Here is a 26164-nt window from a genome sequence, read left to right as displayed (position 1 = left end):
TTTTCAGCTCCTATAACAGTAGTGTTTTACTTATGATTGTTTTTTAAGCGCTGCCTTAAATCAAAACCTAAATCAATTATACCTAATATCCGCACAACATAAAGAATTATTGGCAGCAACAATGATAAAATTGTCACGGTGACTGGAATCGCGGCGGAATAACCTTTTATGGAACTGAAATAAAAGACAAAGGATAATCCCTGTACAATCATACATAATTGTAAAATAAACGATAAATTTAACAGGGCCGAAAACAAATAGCTGCCTTCTTCCGGATTGACCGCCATCGAAATGAGCAAAACAGCCAAATAATACCATAATAAATTTTTCGGCAGGGTCAAGTCCTTGAAAGCCTTCCATTTTCCAATCCTAACCCCGAACCTTTTTAAAATCGGAAGGGAAACAAGCTGAATCAAAAAAACATTGATAAAAGAAACAACCACAAACAAACTTGGCATTAATGTTTCAATCATGTCAACGCTTGATAAAAGCTGTTCGGCAGCCTTCTGACCGGGATCTTTGCCAATTGATTCCAACATTTCTAGCGACATATCTACAGATTCCCGAAACATTTTCATCATTTCTTCAATGAAATTGATTTGAAAAAACGTTACAGCTACAATATATTGAATAATCAAATTAAGCAAAAAGACGAGAGAGCCGGCTATAAAAACCGTTCCCCTGTTTTTCTGTTCTCTTATTAAATATCCCATAACTGCTCCGGTCAATCCATAAGCAAGAGCTAATGGAACCGCAAAAATGCTTCCTGCCACAAGCGATATTACGACAGATGCAATAAGGAAAACAAAAGAAGTTTTCGTGTCGTTTTTCGCATAAAACAAAATAAATGGAAGCGGCAAAAAGAAATTAACAATCATTCCTAATAAAGGAATATACATCGTTATTAACAATAAAACGGAATATGCCGCTAATAAAACAGCTCCTTCAGTGAGCCTTTGAATATTTTTTTTCATAATCCACCTCTTATTCAGACACACCCTTGAAGTCTATTTTAGCTACAATCAAAGCCGTGTTCAACTATGCAAAATTGATTCTTCATAATCACTGCAGCTTATGAAATGAGGTTCATACTTACGGAATTGGTTCATAATCATGAGATAGGTTGATATATTCGAAAAGTGTACGTTACTTCATGGAAAGAGGTCGATATTTTCGAAAACTGGTTGATAAATTACGAAAAGTGGTTGATAAATTACGGAAAATGGTCGATATATCCGAAAATCGGTTCACAATCAAAACTGGTTCATAAAAAAGAACAGATAAAAAAGCAGCCCGCATTTTTGAATGGACTGCAATTGATTAGAGATTATATATATTCATAGAGGTTTTTTTCAATGAATTCAATGATTTGTTTGTGCAATGGTTCAGAAACGTCTTTTGATTTGAATTGTTTTTCTGCTAAATTCAAATATCGTTTCACTGTTTTATTTTTGGAGGCTTCTTTAAGTGTTAATTCACCGTTGAGGATTTCAATTGCAGCCTTTTTAACATCTGCATCATCTGTCAAGTAATAGAGTATGCCGGCAATATAGCTTGTCCGATCCAACACATCATCTCCACCTTTTCATATAGCTTATTAATAGATTCCATTCAGGTGGTCAAATATCCTGCTTATCCGGCAAAGTTTTACAAAAAGTTTCCTTTATTAAAAAAAGCAACAGGAATCAGACCTGCTGCTTTGATTCAAAATTATTCACCTGCAACGAATGGCAATAATGCCATTTGACGTGCACGTTTGATCGCAACTGTTAATTTGCGTTGGTATTTCGCACTTGTGCCTGTTACACGGCGAGGTAAAATTTTGCCGCGCTCAGAGATGAATTTTTTAAGAAGATCAACATCTTTGTAGTCAATGTGTGTAATTCCGTTCGCTGTGAAATAGCACACTTTACGACGTTTTGCACGACCGCCTCTGCGTCCTCCTGCCATCATATTTCCCTCCTTTAATTTTCATGATAAAACGTTCGTTAGATAGTCGTCAGAATGGAAGATCGTCATCTGAGATGTCAATTTGCCCATCGCCGGCAAATGGATCTTCATCTATACGTGTATAACCTTGATTGTTGTTCTGGCGTTGATTCTGATTTCCAAATGGATTGTCTTGATCCTTTGGGCCACCATAAAAACCACTGTCGCCTCTGTCACTGGAAGCACTTCTAGGTTCGAGAAATTGAACAATTTCAGCTAAGACTTCTGTTACATAAACACGTCTTCCGTCTTGTGCCTCATAGCTGCGCGTTTGCAAACGTCCATCTACACCAGCAAGACTTCCCTTTTTCAGATAGTTTGCTACATTTTCCGCTGCACGCCTCCAAACAACACAGTTAATGAAATCTGCTTCCCGTTCACCTTGCTGATTCGTGAACGTACGATTTACAGCAAGAGTAAAAGTTGTAACCGGAACTCCATTTGGTGTGTAGCGCAGTTCGGGATCTCTTGTCAAACGTCCAACAAGAACGACACGATTCATCATCAGAATCAACTCCTTTCCCCAACATATGTTTCATGTGAAACATTTTAAGAGTTGGGTATTATCTATTTAAAGCTTATTCTTCTTCTTTAACAACAATATGACGAATGATATCTTCGTTGATTTTTGCTAATCGAGAGAATTCTTCAACCGCAGCCGGTTCAGATTTCACGTTAATGATATGGTAAATTCCATCGCGGAAATCTTTGATTTCATAAGCAAGACGGCGTTTTCCCCATTCTTTTGATTCGATAATTTCCGCACCATTCTCAGTTAAGATGTTGTCGAAACGCTCAACAAGCGCTTTTTTTGCTTCATCTTCAATGTTTGGGCGGATGATGTACATAATTTCGTACTTTCTCATCACGTTCACCTCCTTTTGGTCTAAACGGCCCGAAATCGGGCAAGGAGCAATTATTCATTACTCACAAGATGAAATTATAGCATAGTTCTTCTAGCTTTGCAATTACACTCTTTTTTAAAAGATTGTTGCTTTTAGAAAATCCGTGAGTTGCTTGATGTCTGTTCCCATCAAGCGCAGCGTGCATTCACAGCAAAACGGAAATCCTAGATTTCCATATTTATTATAGAACAAGTGTTCTTGTATTTGCAATAGCAACAATATCTGCGAAAAGGGCCTTTTACTAATTTAATAGCTGAGATTGCCTACCTTTAATAAAAAAATCACTTAATAATAAAAAAGCACCTTGCAAGTGCTTTTTAAGCATGAAGCAGCATTTTCTTTTTCTTGAAAATAACTTCTTTATATTCTTCAATCAGCCCGTCAAAGATTGATTCCCATGATTGCTTTAAAGCGTATGTTCTCGCTGAATGCTCCATTGTTTTCCGCTTCGCATCATTTAAGAGAAGCTGCTGGATGGCTTCAAGAAAATGTTTGTGGTCATGGGAACGGCAAATCATGCCAGTTACATCGTTCTGAACAATTCCTGTAACTCCTCCTATGTCTGCAACAATTGCCGGTGTTCCAGAAGCCAGGGATTCTAATACAACATTACCAAATGTTTCAGTTGTAGAAGGAAACACAAACAAATCGGCTTCTGCATACGCCATGGCCAGTTCCTCACCTTTTAAATATCCCGTCAAAGTTGCATTTTTCTTGTCCTTTACATGATCATATACTTCCTTGTAACTTGGCCCGTCCCCTGCTATAACCCAATGAATTTCTTTTTGAAACTCAGCCGGCATTTCATCAATAATTTTATAAAGAGTTTGAAGGTCTTTTTCCGGAGATAAGCGGCCAACATAAAGAAGGATATAGCGCTCTTTTATTTGATACCGATTGCGTAAATAACCGTTTTTCTTTTCGGGATTAAATAAGTAGCAATCGACGCCTCTGCTCCATATTGAGAGGTTATGAAATCCACGTTCCTCTAAATATTCCTTCGTATCAGACGATGGGACAAAAATTCTTTCAAATGGCGTGTGAAACCATTTCATATAGCGCCATAAAAGTGAAGACAGCCACGTTAGCCTATAATACTTCAAATACTGGTCAAAGTGGGTATGGTAAGAAGCGACCATAGGGATTTCAAGCCGTTTGGCAGCATGTATCCCATATAAGCCCATTGTCAGCGGTGTAGCGACATGAACGAGATCAGGCGAAAAATCGCTTACCCTTTTAAGAATATTATAAGGATTAGCAATGGCAGTCCGGCATTCAGGATAGAATAAAAAAGGAAAACTCGTAAATTGATGTGTATTAGGATAAACGATTCCTTCCTCTAACTCAGGAACAAAAATCTCATATTCGATTCCTCTTTTTTCCATATGATCAGCCAGTCTTTTCAATGTTCGCGCCACACCGTTCACTTGCGGATAAAATGTATCCGAAAATAATGCAATACGCATTGCGGACCTCCTCTTCTTAAATAAAATAACTAAAGAACAGAGCTGTCATAGAACCTAAGATTGCCCCAGCTGCTACATCAGACGGGTAGTGGACACCGAGCACAACCCTCGAAAAAGCCACGAGTGCAGCTAATGGAAGAAGAAAAGGCACTAATATTGGAATATATATACAATAAGGAACGACTACTGAGAAAATGGCAGTGGAATGCCCTGAAGGAAAAGAATGATCCCTAAATAAATAGCCATACACTTTGGCATCAGGCAATGCCAGATAAGGACGAATCCGGCGGAAAAATCGTTTCATTAAGATTGCAATCAGATGGCTTATTGCCAATGAGTAGCTGGCGGCCAAAACAGTTGATTTCAAGAAGTCTGGACCGACAATATGAAGCAGAAATTGAATAGATATAGTAAATCCAGCACCGCCGAAATGTGTAATCCATTTAAAAAAGGAAATCACAATTTCCGGCCACCGGTTACAATGATAAAACCAATTTTGATCATATTTATAAATCCATGCTTTTGCCCTTTCCACCGGTCGATTTCCCCTTTATAATCGTTTCTTTACAATAATTATAAAGAGTAATAGTAAGAGAAAAATTAAGAAGATGTAAAGATTTTATTAATCTTAATATTCTGAAAAAAATAAACGGAACAAAAAACGCCCTGCAGAACTCATCCGCAGAGCTGCTGTTACTAATATATTTTGCCGATACATGTACCATAACCGCCAATACTTAAATTGACAGTCGAGGAATTCTATACATTAAAACGGAAATGGATAATGTCTCCGTCTTGTACTTCGTAGTCTTTTCCTTCAAGACGTACTTTCCCTGCTTCACGGGCTGCCGCCATAGAGCCGGCCGCTAACAAGTCATCATATGAAACAGTTTCAGCTCGAATAAATCCTCTTTCAAAATCAGAATGAATAATTCCGGCACATTGCGGAGCTTTCATACCTTTACGAAACGTCCACGCGCGCACTTCCTGAACTCCGGCGGTAAAATATGTGGCAAGCCCCAATAATGAATAAGCTTTTCTAATTAATTGATCAAGACCGGATTCTTCAATTCCGAGTTCTTGTAAAAACATTGCTTTTTCTTCCCCGTCTAACTCAGCAATTTCCGATTCAATTTTTGCACAAACGACAATCACCTCGGAGTTATCTTTCTCCGCGTATTCTTTCACTTGTTGGACATATTCATTTGAAGACGGATCGGCAACATCTTCTTCCCCGACGTTTGCCACATATAAAACCGGTTTGATTGTAAGAAGATGAAGCCCTTTGACAACTTTCATTTGTTCATCGGAAAATTCTACCGCACGGGCAGGCTTTTCTGATTCAAATGCTTCTTTTAGCATCGAAAGAACTTCAAACTCAAAACTGGCATCTTTATCTTTTTGCTTAGCCATCTTTTCAACACGGCCGATGCGTTTTTCCACTGATTCAAGGTCGGCTAAAATTAATTCTAAGTTAATCGTTTCGATATCAGCAACCGGATCAACTTTTCCGGAAACATGTGTGATGTTATCATCAGCAAAACAGCGAACAACCTGGCATATCGCATCTACTTCACGGATATGGGACAAAAATTTGTTTCCGAGGCCCTCCCCTTTACTTGCACCTTTTACAATCCCGGCAATATCCGTAAATTCAAATGTGGTTGGCACTGTTTTTTTCGGCTGGACAAGTTCTGTTAATTTTGTTAAACGGTGATCCGGCACTTCGACAATCCCTACATTCGGATCAATCGTACAGAAAGGATAGTTTGCGGCTTCAGCTCCCGCTTGAGTAATTGCGTTAAATAGTGTCGATTTTCCTACATTCGGCAATCCGACGATACCTGCTGTTAAGGCCATCCCTGTCACTCCTCTGATCATATAATCTATTTAATCCGTTTAGGTAAATTGACAAAACGAATAAACCTCTCACAATTATAGATAGAAGCTATTAAAAACACAAGTGCTTGACGCAGAGTAAAAAAAGGGGCTGTCTCAAACCTCCATGGCATATCAGCCACCACGATAGATGGGTCTTCTAGGTAAGACACCGTATAAAAAGCCTAAGGGTCAGACCCCATAACACAATATATAGGACATAATGTTGGATAAATATGCTATATATTGATAATGCACATGGGGTCAGACCCTTATGAGACAGCCCCTAAAAAAGAAGCATGATTTATTCCTCATGCTTCACAAGTATTTTTTTCATCTTTCGTATAAATTTTTTCCTCGGAATTAACACGCTGTGGGCGCAGCCCTCGCATTTAATGCGGATGTCCATACCTATTCTAATAATTTTCCAGCGGTTTGTTCCGCAAGGATGAGGCTTTTTCATCTCGACAACATCATACAGTCCAAACTCTTTTTCCTCCATATACTATCCTATTCCTTTCCTAACTGTTTTTGCGCTTCCTGTTCATCACTTCGGCTGTACATGACAAGGCGCGGGAACGGAATATCGAATCCATGGGCCTCAAGCAAAACTTTTATTTCCCTTCGCAGCATTCTGGCAATATTGAAATGCCGCATTGGCAATGTTTCAGCTACAATTCTCAAAACTACTTCAGATGTACCAAGATTTTGAACACCCAATAGTTCTGGAGGATTCACGATATCCTCATATTGATCCGGGAGGTCCTTCAAAAACTCTTGAATAACTTTTTCCGCACGTTCAATATCTTCATTATATGCAATACTTACGTCAACTACTGCCACACTGTTATAAAGGGAAAAGTTGGTAACTTCTGTAATGCTTCCATTGGGTATAATATGAAGTTCACCTGTCCAGTTTTTAATCTTCGTAGTCCTTAAGCCAATTTCCTCTACCGTTCCTTCAAACTGGCCTACACGTATATGGTCTCCTACAGAAAATTGATCTTCAAAAATAATAAAAAACCCGGAAATGATATCTTTTACAAGACTTTGTGCCCCGAATCCAACTGCAAGACCTACAATCCCTGCCCCGGCTAAAAGAGGTTTTACCTCAATCGTCAGTGTTGACAAAATTGTGATAATAGCAATGAAATAGACAACATATGTAAGGATATTTTCAAGCAATTTCTTTAATGTTGCTTCCCTGCGCTCCGAAAAACGAAGAGGAGCTTTTGCTCTTACAAGGAAAATGTTTTTAATGATCAGTTTGCCGATTCGCAATACTATTGCGGAGAGTATCATAATGGCCATAATTTTTAGAAGGCCGGCTCCAAATGCAATCCATGTATCTTCATTTAGAAATTTTTCTTTAAGATTATTAAACATTTCTTGCATAATATCACCTGCTTTCGGGTATATTCAAAGCTGTAATAATTTCATAGTTCGCGCATTTTAAGTGCATCCTTCGATAAATCCATTTTATCTTAACAAATTTTTATTTTACTTTGTAGTTTCTAACCGTGCAACAAATTTAAGCTCCTAGTTCCTTTTACCCTGTTTACAGAATTCCCATTTCAGGTATGTATACATTACATAAATTTTCCGTATACTGTTACTACTATGGAAAAGGAGTGGAACCGATGAATCTAAAACCCAATTTTTTTGAAAAGCGAGGCGAAGCGTCAAGAATATTTCACGATGAGCAGCTGGCTTCTGAAAAAATTTCAAATGAATTATTATCACTTATTCCAGTCATTGGCAGCCGCCCGATCGTATTTCTTTGTATTGGCACTGACCGCTCAACTGGTGATTCATTAGGTCCACTTGTCGGAACGCTTCTGGAAGAAAAAACAATTGCTCCTTTTTATATATACGGAACGCTTGAGGATCCAATCCATGCAGTTAATCTTGAAAACAAATTAATGGAAATAAAAGAAAAACATGTTCATCCTTTTATCATTGCAATTGATGCATGTCTTGGACGATTAAAGAGCGTTGGCGTTATTCAAATCGGTGAAGGACCGGTAAAACCCGGAGCAGGAGTGAATAAAGAGCTTCCGCCTGTAGGAGATATTCATATTACAGGTATTGTGAATGTCAGCGGCTTTATGGAATTTTTTGTATTGCAAAATACAAGGCTTAATCTTGTATTAAAAATGGCAAAAACAATCGCAGATGGCATCTATAAAGCTAGCATGGCTTTTCATAACAAACAATCATGGAAAGAAGTAAACTGGAGCCTTGATCAAACGAAATAATGTAAAAGGGAAGGGCCTCAGAAAAACCTTCCCATTTTTTATAATAGTAATTTTACTGAAAACAATAAATAATTGCAACAATCAGCCCGGATACGACAATGCCCGGCAATAAATTTGCTACGCGAATATTTGTTATACCTGTCAAATTTAATCCAATGGCAAAGATCATCAATCCGCCTGTAGCTGTCATTTCCTCTATAAAGCTATTCATAAGCGCCTGTGGAACAAAACGGTCAATTTGCGCGGCGAAAAAGAGCGATTGTTCCTTCATAAATCATAACCGGGAAAGCAGAAAACAAAACGCCGGTTCCGAGCGTAGTCGTTAAAATTAATGCGGTAAATCCGTCAATAATCGCCTTTGTTTGAACTACTCACCGCTTAAGGCCTTATGGTCTGTTTGAAGCGGGAGATTCCTACGAACACCGAAGTAACCTTCAGTTATCTTAGTAGGCTAGCCCCGTCGCACCGACGGTTAGAAACTTTATAGCTTCATTTTTAAGATCTAACATAAGAGTCAGCAAGATTTTCAACTGATTTTTGCAACGCAATACTATCCACTTCCTTCAAAAATTCATATTGTTTTTTTAATTTTGGAAGTGATTTTATGGTTTCTTTCTTGTTGAAGTATTCACCCTTCCAATTATTCTTTGGAAGCTGAGATTTTGAACTATTTCTTCGCAAATATGCCAGTAAGCGTCCTTTGCTTTCTGCTTAGCAAGAAAGAAGTTAAAAACGAACCTTGAACAGCCAATCGTTTTGTTAATGAGTTCAATTTGTTTCTTGTTTGGATAGATGCGAAATTTATAGGCTTTGTTAACAATCATGATGTTCACCTCACTTCCATAAGGAACATTTGTTTCTATTATATCATAATGAGGAAGGTTTTTGGCTATCGCAAACCGACATTCATCTCCCACTTACTTATTGGGCTTCACCCTTCCTATTCCTTGAAGTGGGAGTCTTCTGTCGGGAAACGATAAAAAAAATAAACCATCATCTTGTCTTGATGGCTTAAGAGGATAAATCATTCGCATCCAATAATTCAAGAATCCGTTCTAAGTCTTCTTGTGAGAAAAACTCTATTTCGATTTTCCCTTTATTTTTTGTTTTCTTTATATTGACTGTCGTACCAAACCGCTCACGCAATATTGATTCTCTCTCCTGCAGAAAAAGATCTTTTTCAATTTTCTTTTTTTTGTTTCACGTGAAACATTTTCATTTAATTGTTGGATCAGATGTTCAAGTTGGCGGACATTTAAATTTTCTTTGATTGTTTTTTCAACAACAGCAGCTATTTTTTCTTTATTACGCAAACCTAATAATGCCCTTCCATGTCCCATCGATATTTGTCCTTCTGAAATTAACTCCTGAATATTTGGAGGAAGTGATAGAAGCCTTACATGGTTTGCAATATGTGGACGGCTTTTCCCGAGGCGTTTTGCTAATTCTTCCTGTGTTAAATTTAGTTTTTTCATTAACATTTGATATGCTGAGGCTTCCTCAATAGGAGTTAAATCTTCCCTTTGCAGATTTTCCAAAACCGCTAACTCCATCATTTGCTGCTCGTTTAAATCACGAACTACGACAGGCACCTTTTCAAGATTTGCTTCTTTTGCTGCCCGATAACGCCTTTCGCCAACAACAATCTCATAACCTTTAATGCTTTTTCTTACAATGATCGGCTGTAAAATCCCATGTTCGAGAATCGATTGTTTCAATTCTTCAATCGCTTCTTGCTGAAAAATCTTCCGTGGTTGATAAGGGTTGGGGCGAAGTTCTTTAATATTGACTTCCTGAACTGTCTCTCCATTTTCAACTTCCAAATTCGTAAAAAATGCATTGAGTCCTTTTCCTAAACCTTTAGCCATTTACAACCACTTCCTTTGCCAAATCTAAATAAACCTCCGTTCCCCTTGATTTTGGATCATATATAATAATCGGTTCTCCATGGCTTGGTGCTTCACTTAGACGTACATTTCTCGGAATGATGGTTTTATATACTTTATCTTGAAAATATTTTTTTACTTCTTCGATAACTTGGAGACCTAGGTTTGTTCTGGCATCAAGCATCGTTAATAAGACACCTTCAATCCGGAGATTATGGTTAAGATGTTTTTGAACAAGACGTACAGTATTCAACAGCTGGCTCAAGCCTTCCAGTGCATAGTATTCGCACTGGACCGGGATTAAGACTGAATCAGAAGCGGTTAAAGCATTAATCGTCAGCAAGCCAAGTGATGGCGGGCAATCAATAATGATATAATCATAATTTTCTCTTACTTCCTCCAGTGCCCGTTTCAATCGAACTTCCCTTGAAATCGTCGGTACGAGTTCAATTTCTGCTCCGGCCAACTGAATGGTAGCCGGAATCACATCTAAATTTTCAACAGAAGTTGGCTTTATGACTTTTTTAGCTTCTACATCGTCTACTAACACATCGTAAATGCATTGAGCTACATCGCCTTTTTCAATTCCAACACCGCTGGTAGCATTGCCTTGCGGATCTATGTCTACCATTAAAACTTTTTTTCCTATGTATGCTAAGCAGGCGCCTAGATTGACCGAGGTGGTCGTTTTTCCAACTCCCCCTTTTTGGTTCGCGATTGCAATTACTTTGCCCACGATGTCACCTACCCTCATTTCCTGTATGGCTTACTCTTTGACTAGTAATCATGTAATCTCTATTTTATCATGAAAAAGATAGGATAATAGATTTTTTCTCTAATTTCTAAAGAAACATAGAATTTTATAAAACATAAAAATAAGAGAAACTAATCGGTTGTTCAGTTTCTCTTATATAGGTATAAGTGCTATTTCTTTTTTGGAATGCGAATGGTGAATTGGTAATAATCTTCAAATTCTTCCTCTTCTGAATCAAGGGTAATACCGCTTTCAGATACCATTGATAAAGATTGGCGAATTGTATTAACAGCAATTCTCATATCTTTGCTGAATGCTTTTCTTCTCGGCTGAGGCTTTTTTTCAGTTTGGTCAAGCATTTTTGCAACCCGTTCTTCGGTTTGTTTCACATTTAAATTTTTATCAATAATTTCCTGCAGCAATTTTACTTGTTTGTCCGGATCTTTCAATGGAATAAGAGCCCGGGCATGCCGTTCGGTAATATTTTTATTCAAAAGTGCTTCCTGGACTTCATTGGGAAGTTTAAGAAGGCGGAGCTTATTTGCAACTGTGGATTGCCCTTTTCCCAGCCGTTGTGCCAAAGCTTCTTGCGTTAAATTATGAAGCTCAAGCAACTTCCCGTACGCAACAGCTTCTTCAATTGGGGAAAGTTCTTCTCTTTGCAAATTTTCAATCAGAGCCATTGAGGCGGTTTCTGTATCATTAAGATTCTTAATAATCGCGGGAACTTCATCCCAGCCAAGTTTTTTCATCGCCCGCCAGCGCCGCTCGCCCGCGATAATTTCAAACTGGTTCTTTCCAAACTCTCTGACTACGATAGGCTGAATTATGCCATGTGTATGAATGGTCCGTGCCAATTCTTCTATTTTCTCATCGTCAAATACCGTCCTTGGCTGAAAGCGATTCGGAACGATATCTTCGATCGGTATCTTCTTTATTTCTTTCGTATGATCGGTTTCGAATTGTTCAGCCGGAATTTCTATTTCATCTTGTTGATCTTTTTCGCCTAGGCCAAAAAAGCGTGAAAATGAACGCTTCATCACCCTGCACCACCTTTACGAAACTCCCTATAACATATTCTCTATAATAATGACAAGTTCCTGCTATTCAAATACATTATAAAACAAATTATGCCACATAATGCGGAAAAAGTAACTCTATTCGATAGGAGTTTTATTAGGAGTCCCTGGCTTTCTGGGATATTTTTTAGGGGTTTGCTTTTCTTTTTTAATAATCAAGATATTCCGTTCGCTTTCCTCTAATGGCAAACGGAAAGAATGAACGCTTTGAAGGCTTCCCCCTAATACGGAAATCGCTTTTTTGGCTGCTTCTAATTCCTCGTTTGCACTGGCTCCTTTCATCGCGATAAATGTTCCGCTCAGTTTTACGAGCGGCAAACAAAGCTCGCTTAATACAGACATTTTTGCTACTGCCCTTGCGGTAACAACATCATAACTTTCACGGTGTTCTTTTTTTTGGCCGAACGTTTCGGCTCGGTCATGTATAAATTGAACGTTCTTTAATTGTAAAACCTCTCCTAAATGCTCCAAAAAAGTAATTCGCTTATTCAATGAATCAACAATCGTCACATGCAGATCAGGAAAAGCGATTTTCAAAGGTATACTCGGAAATCCCGCTCCTGCCCCTACATCACAAACACGCAAAGGTTTCTCAAAATCAAAATAAAATGCTGCAGAAATCGAGTCATAAAAATGCTTTAAATAAACTTCATTTTTCTCGGTAATGGCAGTCAAGTTCATTTTTTCATTCCACTCAACAAGAGTTAGGTAATACGTTTCGTATTGATCTAATTGCTGCTGGGAAAGGGAAATCCTTTTCTCAGCTAGCATCGTTTGAAATTGTTCAATGTTCATAGGACAATCCTTCCTTGCGGTACATCCTGCTATTTATTCATTCGATACCCGGGCAATACGGCCTTGTTCGATATACACAAGCAAAATCGAGATATCAGCCGGATTCACGCCGGAGATGCGTGATGCCTGGGCAATTGATAATGGCCTTACTTCTTTTAGCTTTTGACGGGCTTCTGTTGCCAATCCAGTGATTGCATCATAATCAATGTCTTCAGGAATTTTTTTGTCTTCCATTTTCTTTAATCTCTCTACTTGCTGCAGAGATTTTTCAATATAGCCTTCGTACTTAATTTGAATTTCTACTTGCTCTTTAACTTCCGAATCCAATTCGATTTCATTCGGAGCAAGCATCTCGATATGTTCATAGATCATTTCCGGCCGTTTCAAAAGGTCAGACGCCCGAATCCCGTCCTTCAGTTCGCTTCCGCCCAGGGAACGGACTAGTTCCTGAACCTCATTTGCAGGCTTGATAATAATGGAGTTAAGCCTTTTTTTCTCAGCCTCGATTGCTTCTTTTTTCTCAATAAATTTTCTGTATCGTTCTTCGGAGATAAGCCCGATTTGATAGCCAAGCTCTGTCAAACGAAGATCAGCATTATCATGACGGAGAAGCAGCCGGTATTCGGCTCTTGAAGTCAATAAACGGTATGGCTCATTTGTTCCTTTTGTAACGAGGTCATCAATCATCACACCGATGTATGCGTCGGACCTGCTTAAAATGACTTCATCTTTTCCTAAGGCATTTCGGGCAGCGTTAATTCCCGCCATCAATCCTTGTCCGGCAGCTTCTTCGTATCCTGATGTTCCATTTATCTGTCCGGCAGTATATAAATTTTTGACCAATTTTGTTTCTAATGTCGGCCAAAGCTGTGTCGGAACAATTGCATCGTATTCGATCGCGTAGCCCGAGCGCATCATTTGCGCATTTTCAAGACCCGGGATTGTCCTTAAAATTTTCTTTTGGACATCTTCCGGCAAACTTGTTGACAGCCCTTGTACATAAACTTCCTCCGTATTTCTTCCTTCAGGTTCCAAAAAGATTTGATGGCGCGGCTTATCGTGGAAACGAACAACCTTATCTTCAATTGATGGACAATAACGCGGTCCTGTGCCTTTGATCATTCCGGAAAACATCGGCGCACGGTGAAGGTTTTCGTCAATCAGCATGTGTGTTTCCTCATTTGTGTAGGTAAGCCAGCAAGGAAGCTGATCCGTAATATACTTTGTTGTTTCATAAGAAAACGCTCGTGGAACATCATCCCCCGGCTGTATTTCCGTTTTGCTGTAGTCAATTGTATTGCTGTTCACACGAGGCGGAGTTCCGGTTTTAAAACGGACAAGTTCAAAACCAAGCTCCTCCAGATGTTCTGATAGCTTGATGGAAGGCTGCTGGTTATTTGGTCCGCTTGAATATTTCAGTTCTCCGATGATAATTTCTCCTCTTAAGAAAGTTCCTGTTGTAATCACAACTGTTTTGGACCGATAAACAGCCCCTGTTTTTGTAATGACACCTTTACATACTCCATCTTCTACAATAAGCTCTTCAACCATTCCTTGAATTAAAGTAAGGTTTGGTTCGTTTTCAAGCGTTTTTTTCATTTCATGCTGATAGGCAAATTTGTCTGCTTGAGCACGCAATGCGCGTACAGCAGGACCTTTTCCTGTATTCAGCATCCGCATTTGGATATAGGTTTTGTCAATGTTTTTTCCCATTTCTCCGCCCAATGCATCGATTTCTCTTACAACAATCCCTTTGGCAGGACCGCCAACAGAAGGATTGCAGGGCATAAAAGCAACCATATCAAGGTTTATTGTGATCATTAATGTTTTGGCACCGAGCCTCGCGGAAGCAAGACCTGCTTCGCAGCCGGCATGTCCCGCGCCGATGACAATCACATCATAATTCCCAGCTTCGTATTGCATTACGCTTCCTCCTTTTTTTAAAATAAAATTTTATGCTTATTAACGATTTTTTCGGTTGATGAATTATTTCCCGGGTTATGAAGCATTTCCGAGGTTACAAACCAATTCCGAGATTTATGAGCCACTTTTCGAGGTTTATGAGCCGCTTTTCATCATTTATAAGCCAATTCTCGAATTTACAGACCCGTTCGGGTTTTAAACAACGTTATTTTCCTAAACAGAATTGAGAGAACAACTGGTCAATCAGACTTTCGTGGACACTGTCTCCGATAATTTCTCCAAGCAGTTCCCATGTTTTTGTTAAATCAATTTGAACGATATCGATCGGGGTTCCCATTTCAACTTCCCGGATCGCCTCCTCAATCGAATTCAGCGCCTGATGAAGCAAAGCTATATGGCGGCTGTTCGATACATATGTCAAATCTCCCGCTTCGATAGAACCTTCAAAGAACATAGATGCAATTGCTTCTTCCAATTCATCTACTCCGCGGTCTTCAAGAAGAGACGTTGTCACAATTTTATGATCTTTCGCCAATTCTTTTACTTTTTCCATATCGATTTTCTGCGGCAAATCGGTTTTATTGACGATTACGATGACATCCATGCCTTCAACGGCTTTAAAAAGATTTTCATCTTCCGGTGTCAGATCATCTGAATAGTTCAGAACAAGCAGAATCAAATCGGCTTCTTTTAAGACTTGCCTTGACCGCTCTACACCGATTCTCTCCACAATATCTTCGGTTTCGCGTATTCCGGCTGTATCTAAAAGGCGCAAAGGAACTCCGCGGACGTTCACGTATTCCTCAATAACATCCCGTGTTGTACCGGGAATATCGGTTACAATTGCCTTATTTTCATGAACAAGGCTGTTTAAAAGCGAGGACTTGCCGACATTCGGACGTCCGACTATTACCGTTGATAATCCTTCTCTTAGTATTTTTCCCTGCTCGGAAGTTCGCAAAAGCTTTTGAATTTCCTCTCGTACATATTGAGCTTTTTCCAAAAGCATTTTGTGCGTCATTTCCTCAACATCATCATACTCAGGATAGTCAATATTCACCTCTACGTGGGCGAGAATCTCCAAAATTTCCTGACGCAGCTTTTTTATTAATTTGGAAAGGCGTCCTTCCATTTGTCCAAGCGCAACATTCATGGCACGGTCTGTTTTTGCCCGGATTAAATCCATGACAGCTTCGGCTTGTGATAAATCAATCCGCCCATTTAAGAAAGCACGTTTCGTAAATTCCCCCGGCTCTGCAAGGCGCGCCCCGTTACTCAACACGAGCTGAAGCACACGGTTGACTGAAACAAGCCCTCCGTGGCAATTGATCTCCACTACATCTTCTTTCGTAAAAGTTTTAGGGCCTTTCATGACCGAAACCATTACTTCCTCCGCAACTTCGTTCAATTTTGGATCTATAATATGACCGTAATGAATCGTATGGGATGCAGCTTCTTTTATCCGCTTGCCGCCAACGCCGCGAAACAGCTTGTCCGCGATTTCGATCGATTGATCGCCGCTTAAACGTACAATCGCAATGGCTCCTTCCCCCATCGGAGTAGAAATTGCGGCTATTGTGTCAAACTCCATCCCCGTTCACCTCTCTTATTTTTAAATTTTTCTATTAGGTTTATATTTAATGACGCTTTCGCTTCAACGTACATATAATGTGCAAATAAAGACGTTTCAACTGGTCAAGGGAAAATTCGCTTCGGAAATGTTATTTTCGCTCAAAGGAAAGTTTGTCTTTCCGCAGAACGTCACTGTTTTAACCTGCAATGTTTTTTCCCCTAAGTTTTTACAATACCACATGCTCGAATTATGAAAAAGTATTATCTCCTAAAAATGATTAGATTTATCCACAACTATATATTTTTCTTTGTATTATTGTAACTTATCCACATGTGAATAACAATAAAACGAAAATCCGTATATTATTCGATAAAAAAAGGGGGCTGACTCATAAGCAAGGGTCAGACCCCTCCAATACAACATATAGACCAAACACTAAAAAATATTCTATATATTGTTATTGTCGGAGGGAGTCAGACCCTTATAAGTCAGCCCCATTTGAAATATTCTATTTTACAGGTGAAATAACGACATAACGATGCGGTTCTACTCCATCAGAATAAGTTTTCACACGGGCATTATTTGCTAAAGCGGTATGAATGACTTTGCGCTCGAATGATGGCATCGGTTCAAGTGCAACGTCCCGCCCGGATTTCAGTGCTTTTTGTGCGAGCCTTTCCGCTAATTGAACAAGTGTTTCATTTCTTCTTGTTCTATAATCTTCTGCATCAAGGAGCACTGTTATATATTGATCTGAAAAGCGGTTGATCACTAATTGTGTTAAATACTGAAGTGAATTAAGTGTTTGCCCTCTTTTTCCGATTAAAAGAGCAATTTTTTCGCCTGATAACAGAAAACTTACCTGCTTTCCTTCTTGAACAACCTCAATATCGATTAATGCCCCCATCTTCTCGGCAACGTTTTTTAAAAATCCCTTTGCCTCTTCAATCGGATCAATTTTGATTTCAGCTTTGACAACTGCCGGGCGTGATCCAAAAAAACCGAATATCCCCTTTTTTCCTTTATCAATAATCGTTATTTCTACGCGCTCTTTCGTGGTGTTTAATTGAGTTAAAGCTGATTCCACTGCTTCATCGACAGTTTGTCCAGTAGCAGTTACTTGTTTCACTTCTTTGCTCCTCCTGCTTTGCCGGTCTCTACCTCTTTTCTGAGATCCGGGCCCTTAATGAAATAAGTTTGAACAATCATAAAAATGTTACCGACTACCCAATATAATGAAAGAGCTGCCGGAAAGTTAATTGCAAAAATGATGATCATGATCGGCATGATCCATAGCATCATTGCCATCTGCGGATTTTGGTTTTCTGTTCCAGCCATCATCATTTTCTGCTGGATAAATGTTGTTGCACCCGCAATAAGCGGCAGTAAGTATAATGGATCCGGAGAGCCTAAATCAAACCATAAAAAATTATGTTCAGCAATTTCTCTTGTACGAGAAATTGCATGGTAAAATCCAATGAGAATGGGCATCTGAATTAATAACGGAAAACAGCCTGCAAACGGGTTTACACCATGCTTTTGAAATAAAGCCATCGTTTCCTGCTGAAGTTTTTGCTGCGTTCTTTGGTCTTTTGAACTGTATTTTTCCCTGAGTTTTTGCAACTCTGGCTGAAGCGCTTGCATCGCTTTCGAATTTTTCGTTTGTTTTATCATCAAAGGAAGGATTGCTAGTCGAATAAGAATCGTTACCAGGATAATGGATATACCAAAACTTCCTCCCGCAATTTCAGCTACCTTAATAATCAACATCGAGAGAGGATATACAATATATTCATTCCAAAAGCCTTCACTTTCAGCTGTAATTGGCTGGTTGTATTCCGTACAGCCCGTAAGAATTGTGATCAGCGCAATGAAACCAATTAAAAAAAGTATTCGCTTTTTCAACCGTTTTTTCCTCCTAACTACAAGTAAAATCAATCTATCGAAAACTGGACATCAGATTTTGTCCGATTTAAACCTTATAAGTCCACATGTATTTTACCATCTTTTCTATGTAAGAGTCTTTATAAACTTATCAAAAACTATTATTGTTTTTCATTATTTCCACCCTCTGTGCTTTTAAAAACTCTCGCTATTTTTAAAACATGGGTTATGCTTTTCTTTACTTCATGAAAATCCATGTCCGCTGCCGGCTTTCTCGCAATGATTACATAATCGTTGCCGTTTTGTATTTGTTCTTTCAATTCCAAAAAGGCTTGGCGAATATATCTCTTTATTTGGTTTCGGGTTACGGCATTTCCGATCTTTTTACTGACGGAGAGACCGATTCGGAAATAAGGCTGATCCGCTTTTTTTAAAACATAAACAATAAACTGCCGATTCGCATAGGATTTTCCTTTCTGAAATACTTCCTGAAACTCTTTGTTTTTCTTGACCCGTAATTCTTTTTTCATGGTTTTATCCACCCTCAGATTCTGTTCTGGAGCACTTGCCGCTGATTTCTCATACGGCAGAAAAGAGAAATTGAACTCTATGTGAAAAAAGACCACTGACATTTCAGTGGCCTAAGCTGATAATACTTTTCTTCCTTTTCGACGCCGGCGAGCCAGAACTTTACGTCCGTTAGAAGTGCTCATCCTTGCCCGGAAACCGTGAACTCTTTTATGTTTAAGCTTACTCGGTTGATAAGTTCTTTTCATAATATAACACCTCCCTCGAGGAATAGCGTTAAAGACAGTCTTTTTAATTATATAAATTTACTTAAAAAATTGTCAACTGCACTATTAACAATGATCTTTTCATTCTGCATTTTAAAAGATTGATTTTTACTACTCCAGAAAGTTATTCCAAAAAAGTGATTTTACATAAATGAACCTTTAAAAATAGCATTGTGGATATTATTCGACAGATTTTTCTTATCCACAACAGATACTGACAACTTTTTCACACACTCAAGTCTTGTGGACAATTTTTATCAACATACCGGATCACTTGTGGATAAAGTTAGAAAAAGCATTGCACCTATTAGTTTTATTTGATATTATTAACTGTGTTTTTATTCTGTATAAATCTTTGTGTACAACTCAATTATCCACAAATTGTGGATATAGTGTGGACAGGTTATTCAACGGGTATGGAAAAAATTATCCACAAACGGTGAATATTGTCGAAACCCTTTTTTCTTCCTTATTATATAGTTATCCACATACTTAGCTTCATATTTTAATAAATTAATAGGTTCTGGATTACGACCTACAGTTTAAAGGAGGGGTGACAGTTGGAAAATATTGCGGATCTTTGGAGTAAGGCTTTGTCGAATATTGAGAAAAAGATAAGCAAACCAAGTTTTGATACGTGGCTAAAATCGACAAAAGCCCATTCCTTGCAAGGCGACACTCTTACGATCACAGCCCCAAATGAGTTTGCCCGAGATTGGCTGGAAGAACGCTATTCACAATTAATCTCCGGGATTCTCTATGAAATTACCGGGGAGGAATTAAAAGTAAAGTTTATTATTCCGCAAAATCAAAGTGAAGAAGATGTTGATCTTAAACTTCCTCCAAAGAAAACAAAAAAGGATGAAGATCAGCCCGATTTTCCGCAAAATATGCTAAATCCAAAATACACTTTTGACACATTTGTCATTGGTTCAGGAAACCGTTTTGCCCATGCAGCTTCACTGGCAGTTGCAGAAGCTCCGGCAAAAGCCTATAACCCGCTATTTATTTATGGTGGTGTAGGTCTTGGAAAAACACACTTAATGCATGCAATAGGCCATTATGTTTTAGAACATAATCCGTCCGCAAAGGTCGTTTATTTATCTTCCGAAAAATTTACGAATGAATTTATTAATTCAATTCGCGACAATAAAGCTGGCGATTTCCGCAATAAATATCGAAATGTAGATGTTCTTCTAATTGATGATATTCAATTTCTTGCCGGAAAAGAACAAACCCAGGAAGAGTTTTTCCATACGTTTAATACTCTGCATGAGGAAAGCAAACAAATTGTTATTTCGAGTGACCGGCCTCCAAAAGAAATACCGACACTTGAAGACAGATTGCGATCCCGTTTTGAATGGGGACTAATCACTGATATTACCCCTCCTGATCTGGAAACCAGGATTGCAATTTTACGGAAAAAAGCGAAGGCAGAGGGATTAGATATCCCAAATGAAGTTATGCTTTATATTGCAAATCAAATAGATTCGAACATACGTGAACTTGAAGGGGCGCTAATAAGGGTTGTTGCCTATTCATCCCTCATAAACAAAGATATTAATGCCGACCTTGCGGCTGAAGCTCTGAAAGACATTATTCCCAGCTCAAAACCAAAAGTGATTACCATTCATGATATTCAAAAAGCGGTCGGCGAGCATTTTAATGTCAAACTGGAAGATTTTAAAGCAAAGAAAAGGACGAAATCCGTTGCGTTTCCAAGACAAATTGCCATGTATTTATCAAGGGAACTGACTGATTTCTCCTTGCCGAAAATTGGAGAAGAATTTGGCGGAAGAGACCATACAACTGTCATTCATGCTCATGAAAAAATTTCAAAGCTGCTCGAAACCGATTCAACACTTCAAAAACAGATTAAAGAAATTCATGACATGTTAAAAGTTTAATAATGTGTATAACTTTTATCGACTTACACACAGTCTATCCACAAGTGGATAGACTGTGTTTCCTTTCATAACCGGAGTTATCCACATATAAACAAGCTCTACTAGTACTTCTATTATTTTATTAAAAACATTTATAATAAAAATAGCATAAAATGCTGAAACGGAGGATTAACAAATGAAACTTATAATCCAACGCGACCGTCTTGTTCAAAGCGTACAAGATGTTATGAAAGCAGTCTCTTCAAGAACAACAATTCCTATTCTTACAGGGATTAAGATTGCAGCAACTGAAAAAGGAGTAACTCTTACTGGAAGTGATTCAGATATTTCAATTGAATCTTCCATCCCGAAAGAGGAAGACGGTGACGAACTTGCTGAAATAATAGAATCAGGAGCAATTGTTTTACAAGCTCGTTTTTTTAGTGAAATCGTTAAAAAGCTGCCGACTGATACTGTTGTTATTGAAGTTCAAAACCATTTACAAACCGTTATTCGTTCCGGAAAGTCTGAATTTAACTTACATGGGTTAGATGCAGAAGAATATCCTCATCTTCCGCAAATCAAAGAAGAAAATGTATTCAGGATTTCAGCCGACCTTTTAAAAATGATGATTCGGCAAACTGTTTTCGCAGTGTCCACTTCAGAAACACGCCCAATCTTGACAGGAGTGAACTGGAAAATTGAAGACAGAGAATTGACCTGTATTGCAACAGACAGCCATCGTCTTGCTTTAAGAAAAGCGCAAATCGAAACAGAAAGTAATGAATCATATAATGTTGTAATCCCTGGAAAAAGCTTAAATGAATTAAGCAAGATTCTTGATGACAGCAATGATCCAATTGATATTGTTATCACCGAAAATCAAGTACTTTTTAAGGCGAAGCATCTACTATTCTTCTCCCGCTTGCTGGAAGGAAATTATCCGGATACGTCCCGTTTAATTCCAACAGACAGCAAGACGGATGTTGTCGTAAATATAAAAGAATTTTTACAGGCAATTGACCGTGCGGCATTATTAGCCCGTGACGACAGAAACAACGTCGTCAAGTTCTCAACATTCGAAAATCAATTGATCGAAATCTCCTCCAATACTCCTGAAATCGGGAAAGTTATTGAAGAAGTACAGGCTCAATCGATTGATGGAGAAGACTTGAAAATTTCCTTTAGTGCAAAATATATGATAGATGCTCTAAAAACATTAGATGGAACGGAGATTAAAGTCAGCTTTACCGGAGCAATGCGCCCATTCTTAATTCGTCCGATTAACGATGATTCCATCCTGCAATTAATCCTGCCAGTAAGAACATACTAGAAAAATTTTGCTCTAATATTACAGCCGCCAGCTAACCGGCGGCTTTTTTTTGTGTAAATTATTTTTTTTTAGTAAAATAAAGTATTAGATACTATCGACGAAAGAGTGAAACGATGGCGAAAGAAATTAAGATTGAAACGGAATTTATTACATTAAGCCAATTTTTAAAGTTAGCTGATGTCATACAAACAGGCGGAATGGCAAAATGGTTTTTAAGTGAACATAAAGTGTACGTGAACGGTGAACGAGATCAAAGAAGAGGACGGAAATTAAGAGCAGGAGATGAAATAAATATACCAAGTTTTGGAACTTACATCATAAAGCACTGATCAAAGGATGAAACTAAATGTTTATTGAGCAGCTGTCTTTGAAAAATTATCGGAATTATGAAGAACTCGAAGCCCAATTTGAAAATAAAGTAAATGTTATTCTCGGGGAAAATGCCCAAGGAAAAACAAATGTCATGGAATCCATTTATGTACTGGCAATGGCAAAATCCCACCGCACCTCAAATGATAAAGAACTTATTCGCTGGGATCAGGATTATGCTAAAATAGAAGGTAGGGTAAAAAAAAATCATGGTTCCCTGCCTATTCATTTGATTATTTCCAAAAAAGGAAAAAAAGCAAAAGTAAACCATATCGAGAAGCAAAAGCTCAGCCAATTTATTGGAAATATGAATGTTGTCATGTTTGCGCCTGAAGATCTCCATCTTGTAAAAGGGAACCCCCAAGTAAGGCGCCGTTTTATTGATATGGAAATTGGGCAAGTTTCAGCAGTTTATATACATGAAATGAGCCAATATCAAAAAATATTACAACAGCGCAATCATTATTTAAAACTTTTGCAATCCCGAAAGCAAAACGATCAAACGATTCTTGAAATATTGACTGAGCAATTTATCGGAATGGCGGTTCGGATTATAAAAAGACGTTTCGAGTTTTTACAGCTTCTTCAAAACTGGGCGATGCCGATTCATAAAGGGATTTCAAGAGGAATGGAAACGTTAAAAATTGAGTATAAACCATCGGTTGAAGTATCAGAAGATCAGGATTTGTCGAAAATGATAAAAGCATTTGAAGATAAATTTTCAAAAGTCAAAAATCGGGAAATAGAACGCGGAGTCTCACAGTTTGGTCCCCATCGGGATGACCTTCTTTTTTTTGTTAACGGCAAGGATGTACAATCATTTGGATCGCAAGGACAGCAGCGGACAACGGCCCTGTCTGTAAAATTGGCAGAAATCGAGCTCATTCATTCAGAGATTGGCGAATACCCGATTTTGCTGTTGGATGATGTTCTCTCCGAGCTGGATAATTACCGCCAATCACATTTGTTAAATACCATTCAAGGAAAAGTTCAGACGTTTGTTACAACGACAAGTGTTGATGGAATTGACCATCAAACTTTAAAAGAAGCTTCCACCTACAAAGTAGAAGCCGGGGTCATGAAACAGGTTCAATGAGGTGAGAAAATGTATCTGCATATCGGAGAAGATATTCTTGTTAGAACGAAGGATATTATTGCAATTCTTGACAAAGAAAGCGTAAAATCCTCGCCTTTTGTGCAAGAGTTTATTGAAGAGCAGATTGAGCGAGTGATCGACCTCTCAAAAGGTTCATTTAAATCAGTCGTTATCACTTATGAAAATATTTATTATTCTCCCCTCGCCTCAGGGACGTTAAAGAAAAAATCCAAAGTGCTGTCGATACAAGAATATTAATTTTTCTCTATTTTCACTGCCTTGTCCAGCGGGCAAGTTTTTATAGATGAAATCGAGAATATGCTAATGAAAGTGTAGGTGATCGATGTGGCTATGGAGCATAATGCGATGCAAGAGCAAACGTATGATGCAAATCAAATACAAGTATTAGAAGGTCTTGAGGCAGTACGTAAGCGGCCGGGGATGTATATTGGATCAACAAGTGCAAAAGGCCTTCACCACCTTGTATGGGAAATTGTCGATAATAGCATTGACGAAGCATTGGCTGGTTATTGTACGGAAATTAATGTCACAATCGAAAAAGATAACAGTATCACAGTTGTAGACAACGGACGCGGAATTCCTGTCGGCATCCAAGAAAAAATGGGCCGGCCTGCCGTTGAAGTTATTTTGACAGTGCTTCATGCCGGAGGAAAATTTGGAGGCGGCGGATATAAAGTTTCCGGGGGACTTCATGGTGTTGGCGCTTCAGTTGTGAATGCCCTTTCAACTGAACTTGAAGTATTTGTTCATCGCGACGGTAAAATTCATTATCAGAAATATGAGCGCGGAGTGCCCTGTGAAGATTTAAAGTTGATCGGAGAGACAGACCGGACAGGAACAACTATTCGTTTTAAACCGGATGGCGAAATTTTTACGGAAACGCTTGAATTTGATTATGAAACGCTTGCCAACCGTTTGCGAGAGCTTGCGTTCTTGAATCGAGGAATAAGAATCACAATTGAAGATAAACGCGTTGAAAACAAAAGAAATGAATATTATTATGAAGGCGGTATTAAATCTTACGTTGAGCATTTAAACCGTACAAGAGAAGTCCTTCATGAGGAACCAATTTACATGGAGGGGGAAAAAGATGGCATCACCGTTGAGGTTGCCCTCCAATATAATGATGGCTTTTCAAGCAATATTTATTCTTTTGCCAATAATATTCACACATATGAAGGCGGAACCCACGAGTCCGGATTTAAAACAGCTTTAACGAGAGTTATCAATGATTATGCAAGAAAGCATGGAATCTTTAAAGAAAACGATGCGAACCTTTCGGGTGAGGATGTTCGTGAAGGTTTGACAGCGATTGTATCCATTAAGCATCCGGATCCGCAATTTGAAGGGCAAACAAAAACCAAGCTTGGAAATTCGGAAGTTCGTGCCATAACGGATACTATTTTTGCTGAAAACTTTGAAACGTTTTTGTTAGAAAACCCTTCGGTTGCCCGCAAAATTGTTGAAAAAGGACTAATGGGCGCAAGAGCTAGATTAGCTGCAAAAAAAGCCCGTGAATTAACGAGGCGGAAAAATGCATTGGAAGTATCCAGCCTGCCGGGGAAACTGGCTGATTGTTCATCAAAAGATCCTTCGATCAGTGAACTATATGTGGTAGAAGGTGATTCTGCCGGAGGTTCAGCAAAACAAGGACGCGACCGCCATTTCCAGGCTATCTTGCCATTGCGCGGAAAAATTTTAAATGTAGAAAAAGCAAGGCTTGATAAAATTCTTTCCAACAATGAAGTAAGAGCGATTATAACAGCTGTGGGAACAGGAATTGGCGAAGATTTTGATATATCAAAAGCCCGTTACCATAAAATAGTGATAATGACAGATGCGGATGTCGACGGTGCTCACATTCGTACTCTATTATTAACATTTTTCTATCGATATATGAGAAAAATTTTAGAAGCCGGTTACGTATATATCGCTCAGCCGCCTTTATATAAAGTCCAGCATGGAAAACGGATTGAGTACGCTTATAACGATCGGCAGCTGGAACAAATTTTGTCCGAATTGCCGTCCCAGCCAAAACCGGGCATACAGCGTTATAAGGGTCTTGGAGAGATGAATCCGGAGCAGCTTTGGGAAACGACGATGAATCCTGAAACCCGTACTCTCCTCCAGGTCAGTCTTGAAGACGCGATTGAAGCGGATGAAACTTTTGAAATATTAATGGGTGATAAAGTAGAACCGCGACGCCAATTTATCGAAGAAAATGCTATTTATGTAAAGAATTTAGACATATAACATTTTCATCAGGATGGAGGAG

27 protein-coding genes and 2 pseudogenes are annotated in these 26164 nt (G+C 38.6%); 7 read left to right on the top strand and 22 right to left on the bottom strand.

Going from position 1 to position 26164, the window contains the following annotated elements; translation table 11 throughout:
* Positions 1-26: 26 nt before the first annotated feature.
* From PB1_RS07140 to PB1_RS07090, 10 genes are all read right to left on the bottom strand, one after another.
* Positions 27-974, bottom strand: coding sequence for a YybS family protein (locus PB1_RS07140; RefSeq protein WP_003351595.1), 948 nt, complete (start codon positions 972-974; stop codon positions 27-29).
* A 353-nt stretch (positions 975-1327) separates the two neighbouring features.
* Positions 1328-1570: a hypothetical protein gene (locus tag PB1_RS07130; RefSeq protein WP_003351592.1), complete on the bottom strand. Its 243-nt coding sequence runs from the start codon at positions 1568-1570 to the stop codon at positions 1328-1330.
* 140 nt (positions 1571-1710) lie between these two features.
* Positions 1711-1950, bottom strand: a complete 240-nt coding sequence (gene rpsR, locus PB1_RS07125; RefSeq protein ID WP_003347052.1) for a 30S ribosomal protein S18 — start codon at positions 1948-1950, stop codon at positions 1711-1713.
* 49 nt (positions 1951-1999) lie between these two features.
* A complete protein-coding gene (ssb, locus tag PB1_RS07120) occupies positions 2000-2494 on the bottom strand; it encodes a single-stranded DNA-binding protein (protein ID WP_003351590.1) in 495 nt (164 codons plus the stop codon).
* 73 nt (positions 2495-2567) lie between these two features.
* Positions 2568-2855: a 30S ribosomal protein S6 gene (gene rpsF / locus PB1_RS07115; RefSeq protein ID WP_003347055.1), complete on the bottom strand. Its 288-nt coding sequence runs from the start codon at positions 2853-2855 to the stop codon at positions 2568-2570.
* A gap of 356 nt (positions 2856-3211) precedes the next feature.
* A complete protein-coding gene (locus PB1_RS07110) occupies positions 3212-4360 on the bottom strand; it encodes a glycosyltransferase family 4 protein (protein ID WP_003351589.1) in 1149 nt (382 codons plus the stop codon).
* 16 nt (positions 4361-4376) lie between these two features.
* The gene (locus tag PB1_RS07105) at positions 4377-4895 is read right to left on the bottom strand and encodes a phosphatase PAP2 family protein (protein WP_003351588.1); all 519 of its coding nucleotides are present in this window, start codon (positions 4893-4895) and stop codon (positions 4377-4379) included.
* A gap of 224 nt (positions 4896-5119) precedes the next feature.
* The gene (gene ychF / locus PB1_RS07100; protein ID WP_003351587.1) at positions 5120-6220 is read right to left on the bottom strand and encodes a redox-regulated ATPase YchF; all 1101 of its coding nucleotides are present in this window, start codon (positions 6218-6220) and stop codon (positions 5120-5122) included.
* Positions 6221-6542: 322 nt separating this feature from the next.
* Positions 6543-6740, bottom strand: coding sequence for a DUF951 domain-containing protein (locus PB1_RS07095; RefSeq protein WP_003351586.1), 198 nt, complete (start codon positions 6738-6740; stop codon positions 6543-6545).
* A gap of 8 nt (positions 6741-6748) precedes the next feature.
* On the bottom strand, positions 6749-7633 hold the full coding sequence (locus PB1_RS07090) for a mechanosensitive ion channel family protein (protein WP_003351584.1): 885 nt from the start codon (positions 7631-7633) through the stop codon (positions 6749-6751).
* Between the two features lie 245 nt (positions 7634-7878).
* Here PB1_RS07090 and yyaC point away from each other — a divergent pair, with 245 nt between their 5' ends.
* Positions 7879-8496, top strand: a complete 618-nt coding sequence (gene yyaC / locus PB1_RS07085; protein ID WP_003351583.1) for a spore protease YyaC — start codon at positions 7879-7881, stop codon at positions 8494-8496.
* A gap of 52 nt (positions 8497-8548) precedes the next feature.
* Here the strand turns inward: yyaC and PB1_RS07080 are convergent.
* The 12 genes and pseudogenes from PB1_RS07080 to rpmH form a co-directional block, all read right to left on the bottom strand.
* Positions 8549-8867 (bottom strand): annotated as a pseudogene (locus PB1_RS07080) (DUF554 family protein); the annotation flags it as partial.
* 231 nt (positions 8868-9098) lie between these two features.
* Positions 9099-9320: a helix-turn-helix domain-containing protein gene (locus PB1_RS07075; protein ID WP_034645093.1), complete on the bottom strand. Its 222-nt coding sequence runs from the start codon at positions 9318-9320 to the stop codon at positions 9099-9101.
* 187 nt (positions 9321-9507) lie between these two features.
* Positions 9508-10364: pseudogene (locus PB1_RS07070) on the bottom strand (ParB/RepB/Spo0J family partition protein).
* Positions 10357-11118 (bottom strand): ParA family protein, encoded by a 762-nt coding sequence (locus tag PB1_RS07065; protein ID WP_003351579.1) that lies wholly within the window; start codon positions 11116-11118, stop codon positions 10357-10359. The pseudogene PB1_RS07070 and the gene PB1_RS07065 overlap by 8 nt, the downstream one beginning before the upstream one ends.
* A gap of 188 nt (positions 11119-11306) precedes the next feature.
* On the bottom strand, positions 11307-12176 hold the full coding sequence (noc, locus tag PB1_RS07060) for a nucleoid occlusion protein (protein ID WP_003351578.1): 870 nt from the start codon (positions 12174-12176) through the stop codon (positions 11307-11309).
* Between the two features lie 117 nt (positions 12177-12293).
* On the bottom strand, positions 12294-13010 hold the full coding sequence (gene rsmG, locus PB1_RS07055; RefSeq protein ID WP_003351576.1) for a 16S rRNA (guanine(527)-N(7))-methyltransferase RsmG: 717 nt from the start codon (positions 13008-13010) through the stop codon (positions 12294-12296).
* A gap of 33 nt (positions 13011-13043) precedes the next feature.
* Positions 13044-14933, bottom strand: a complete 1890-nt coding sequence (gene mnmG, locus PB1_RS07050) for a tRNA uridine-5-carboxymethylaminomethyl(34) synthesis enzyme MnmG (protein WP_003351575.1) — start codon at positions 14931-14933, stop codon at positions 13044-13046.
* A 205-nt stretch (positions 14934-15138) separates the two neighbouring features.
* On the bottom strand, positions 15139-16524 hold the full coding sequence (gene mnmE, locus PB1_RS07045) for a tRNA uridine-5-carboxymethylaminomethyl(34) synthesis GTPase MnmE (protein WP_003351574.1): 1386 nt from the start codon (positions 16522-16524) through the stop codon (positions 15139-15141).
* A 490-nt stretch (positions 16525-17014) separates the two neighbouring features.
* Complete coding sequence (jag, locus tag PB1_RS07040; protein WP_003351573.1) at positions 17015-17635, bottom strand: RNA-binding cell elongation regulator Jag/EloR; 621 nt, start codon at positions 17633-17635, stop codon at positions 17015-17017.
* On the bottom strand, positions 17632-18411 hold the full coding sequence (spoIIIJ, locus tag PB1_RS07035) for a YidC family membrane integrase SpoIIIJ (RefSeq protein WP_003351572.1): 780 nt from the start codon (positions 18409-18411) through the stop codon (positions 17632-17634). Before spoIIIJ ends, jag begins: the two co-directional genes overlap by 4 nt.
* Positions 18412-18551: 140 nt before the next feature.
* Entirely contained in the window at positions 18552-18920 is a 369-nt protein-coding gene (rnpA, locus tag PB1_RS07030) for a ribonuclease P protein component (RefSeq protein WP_003351571.1), read from the bottom strand.
* A gap of 111 nt (positions 18921-19031) precedes the next feature.
* Positions 19032-19166, bottom strand: coding sequence for a 50S ribosomal protein L34 (gene rpmH / locus PB1_RS07025; protein ID WP_003351570.1), 135 nt, complete (start codon positions 19164-19166; stop codon positions 19032-19034).
* Positions 19167-19744: 578 nt separating this feature from the next.
* Here rpmH and dnaA point away from each other — a divergent pair.
* The 6 genes from dnaA to gyrB all read left to right on the top strand — a co-directional run bounded on the left by dnaA (position 19745) and on the right by gyrB (position 26142).
* Positions 19745-21091, top strand: coding sequence for a chromosomal replication initiator protein DnaA (gene dnaA, locus PB1_RS07020; protein WP_003351569.1), 1347 nt, complete (start codon positions 19745-19747; stop codon positions 21089-21091).
* Between the two features lie 175 nt (positions 21092-21266).
* Positions 21267-22403: a DNA polymerase III subunit beta gene (dnaN, locus tag PB1_RS07015; protein ID WP_003351568.1), complete on the top strand. Its 1137-nt coding sequence runs from the start codon at positions 21267-21269 to the stop codon at positions 22401-22403.
* Positions 22404-22516: 113 nt separating this feature from the next.
* Entirely contained in the window at positions 22517-22732 is a 216-nt protein-coding gene (gene yaaA, locus PB1_RS07010; RefSeq protein WP_003351567.1) for a S4 domain-containing protein YaaA, read from the top strand.
* A 17-nt stretch (positions 22733-22749) separates the two neighbouring features.
* Positions 22750-23868, top strand: coding sequence for a DNA replication/repair protein RecF (gene recF / locus PB1_RS07005; protein WP_003351566.1), 1119 nt, complete (start codon positions 22750-22752; stop codon positions 23866-23868).
* 9 nt (positions 23869-23877) lie between these two features.
* Complete coding sequence (remB, locus tag PB1_RS07000) at positions 23878-24126, top strand: extracellular matrix regulator RemB (protein WP_003351565.1); 249 nt, start codon at positions 23878-23880, stop codon at positions 24124-24126.
* Between the two features lie 93 nt (positions 24127-24219).
* Positions 24220-26142, top strand: coding sequence for a DNA topoisomerase (ATP-hydrolyzing) subunit B (gene gyrB / locus PB1_RS06995; RefSeq protein ID WP_003351563.1), 1923 nt, complete (start codon positions 24220-24222; stop codon positions 26140-26142).
* Positions 26143-26164 lie beyond the last annotated feature (22 nt).

This window comes from Bacillus methanolicus PB1 (genome assembly GCF_000262755.1).
In the GTDB taxonomy this organism is placed as follows: domain Bacteria; phylum Bacillota; class Bacilli; order Bacillales; family Cytobacillaceae; genus Bacillus_Z; species Bacillus_Z methanolicus.
This window is presented reverse-complemented; position numbering and strand designations above follow the sequence as displayed.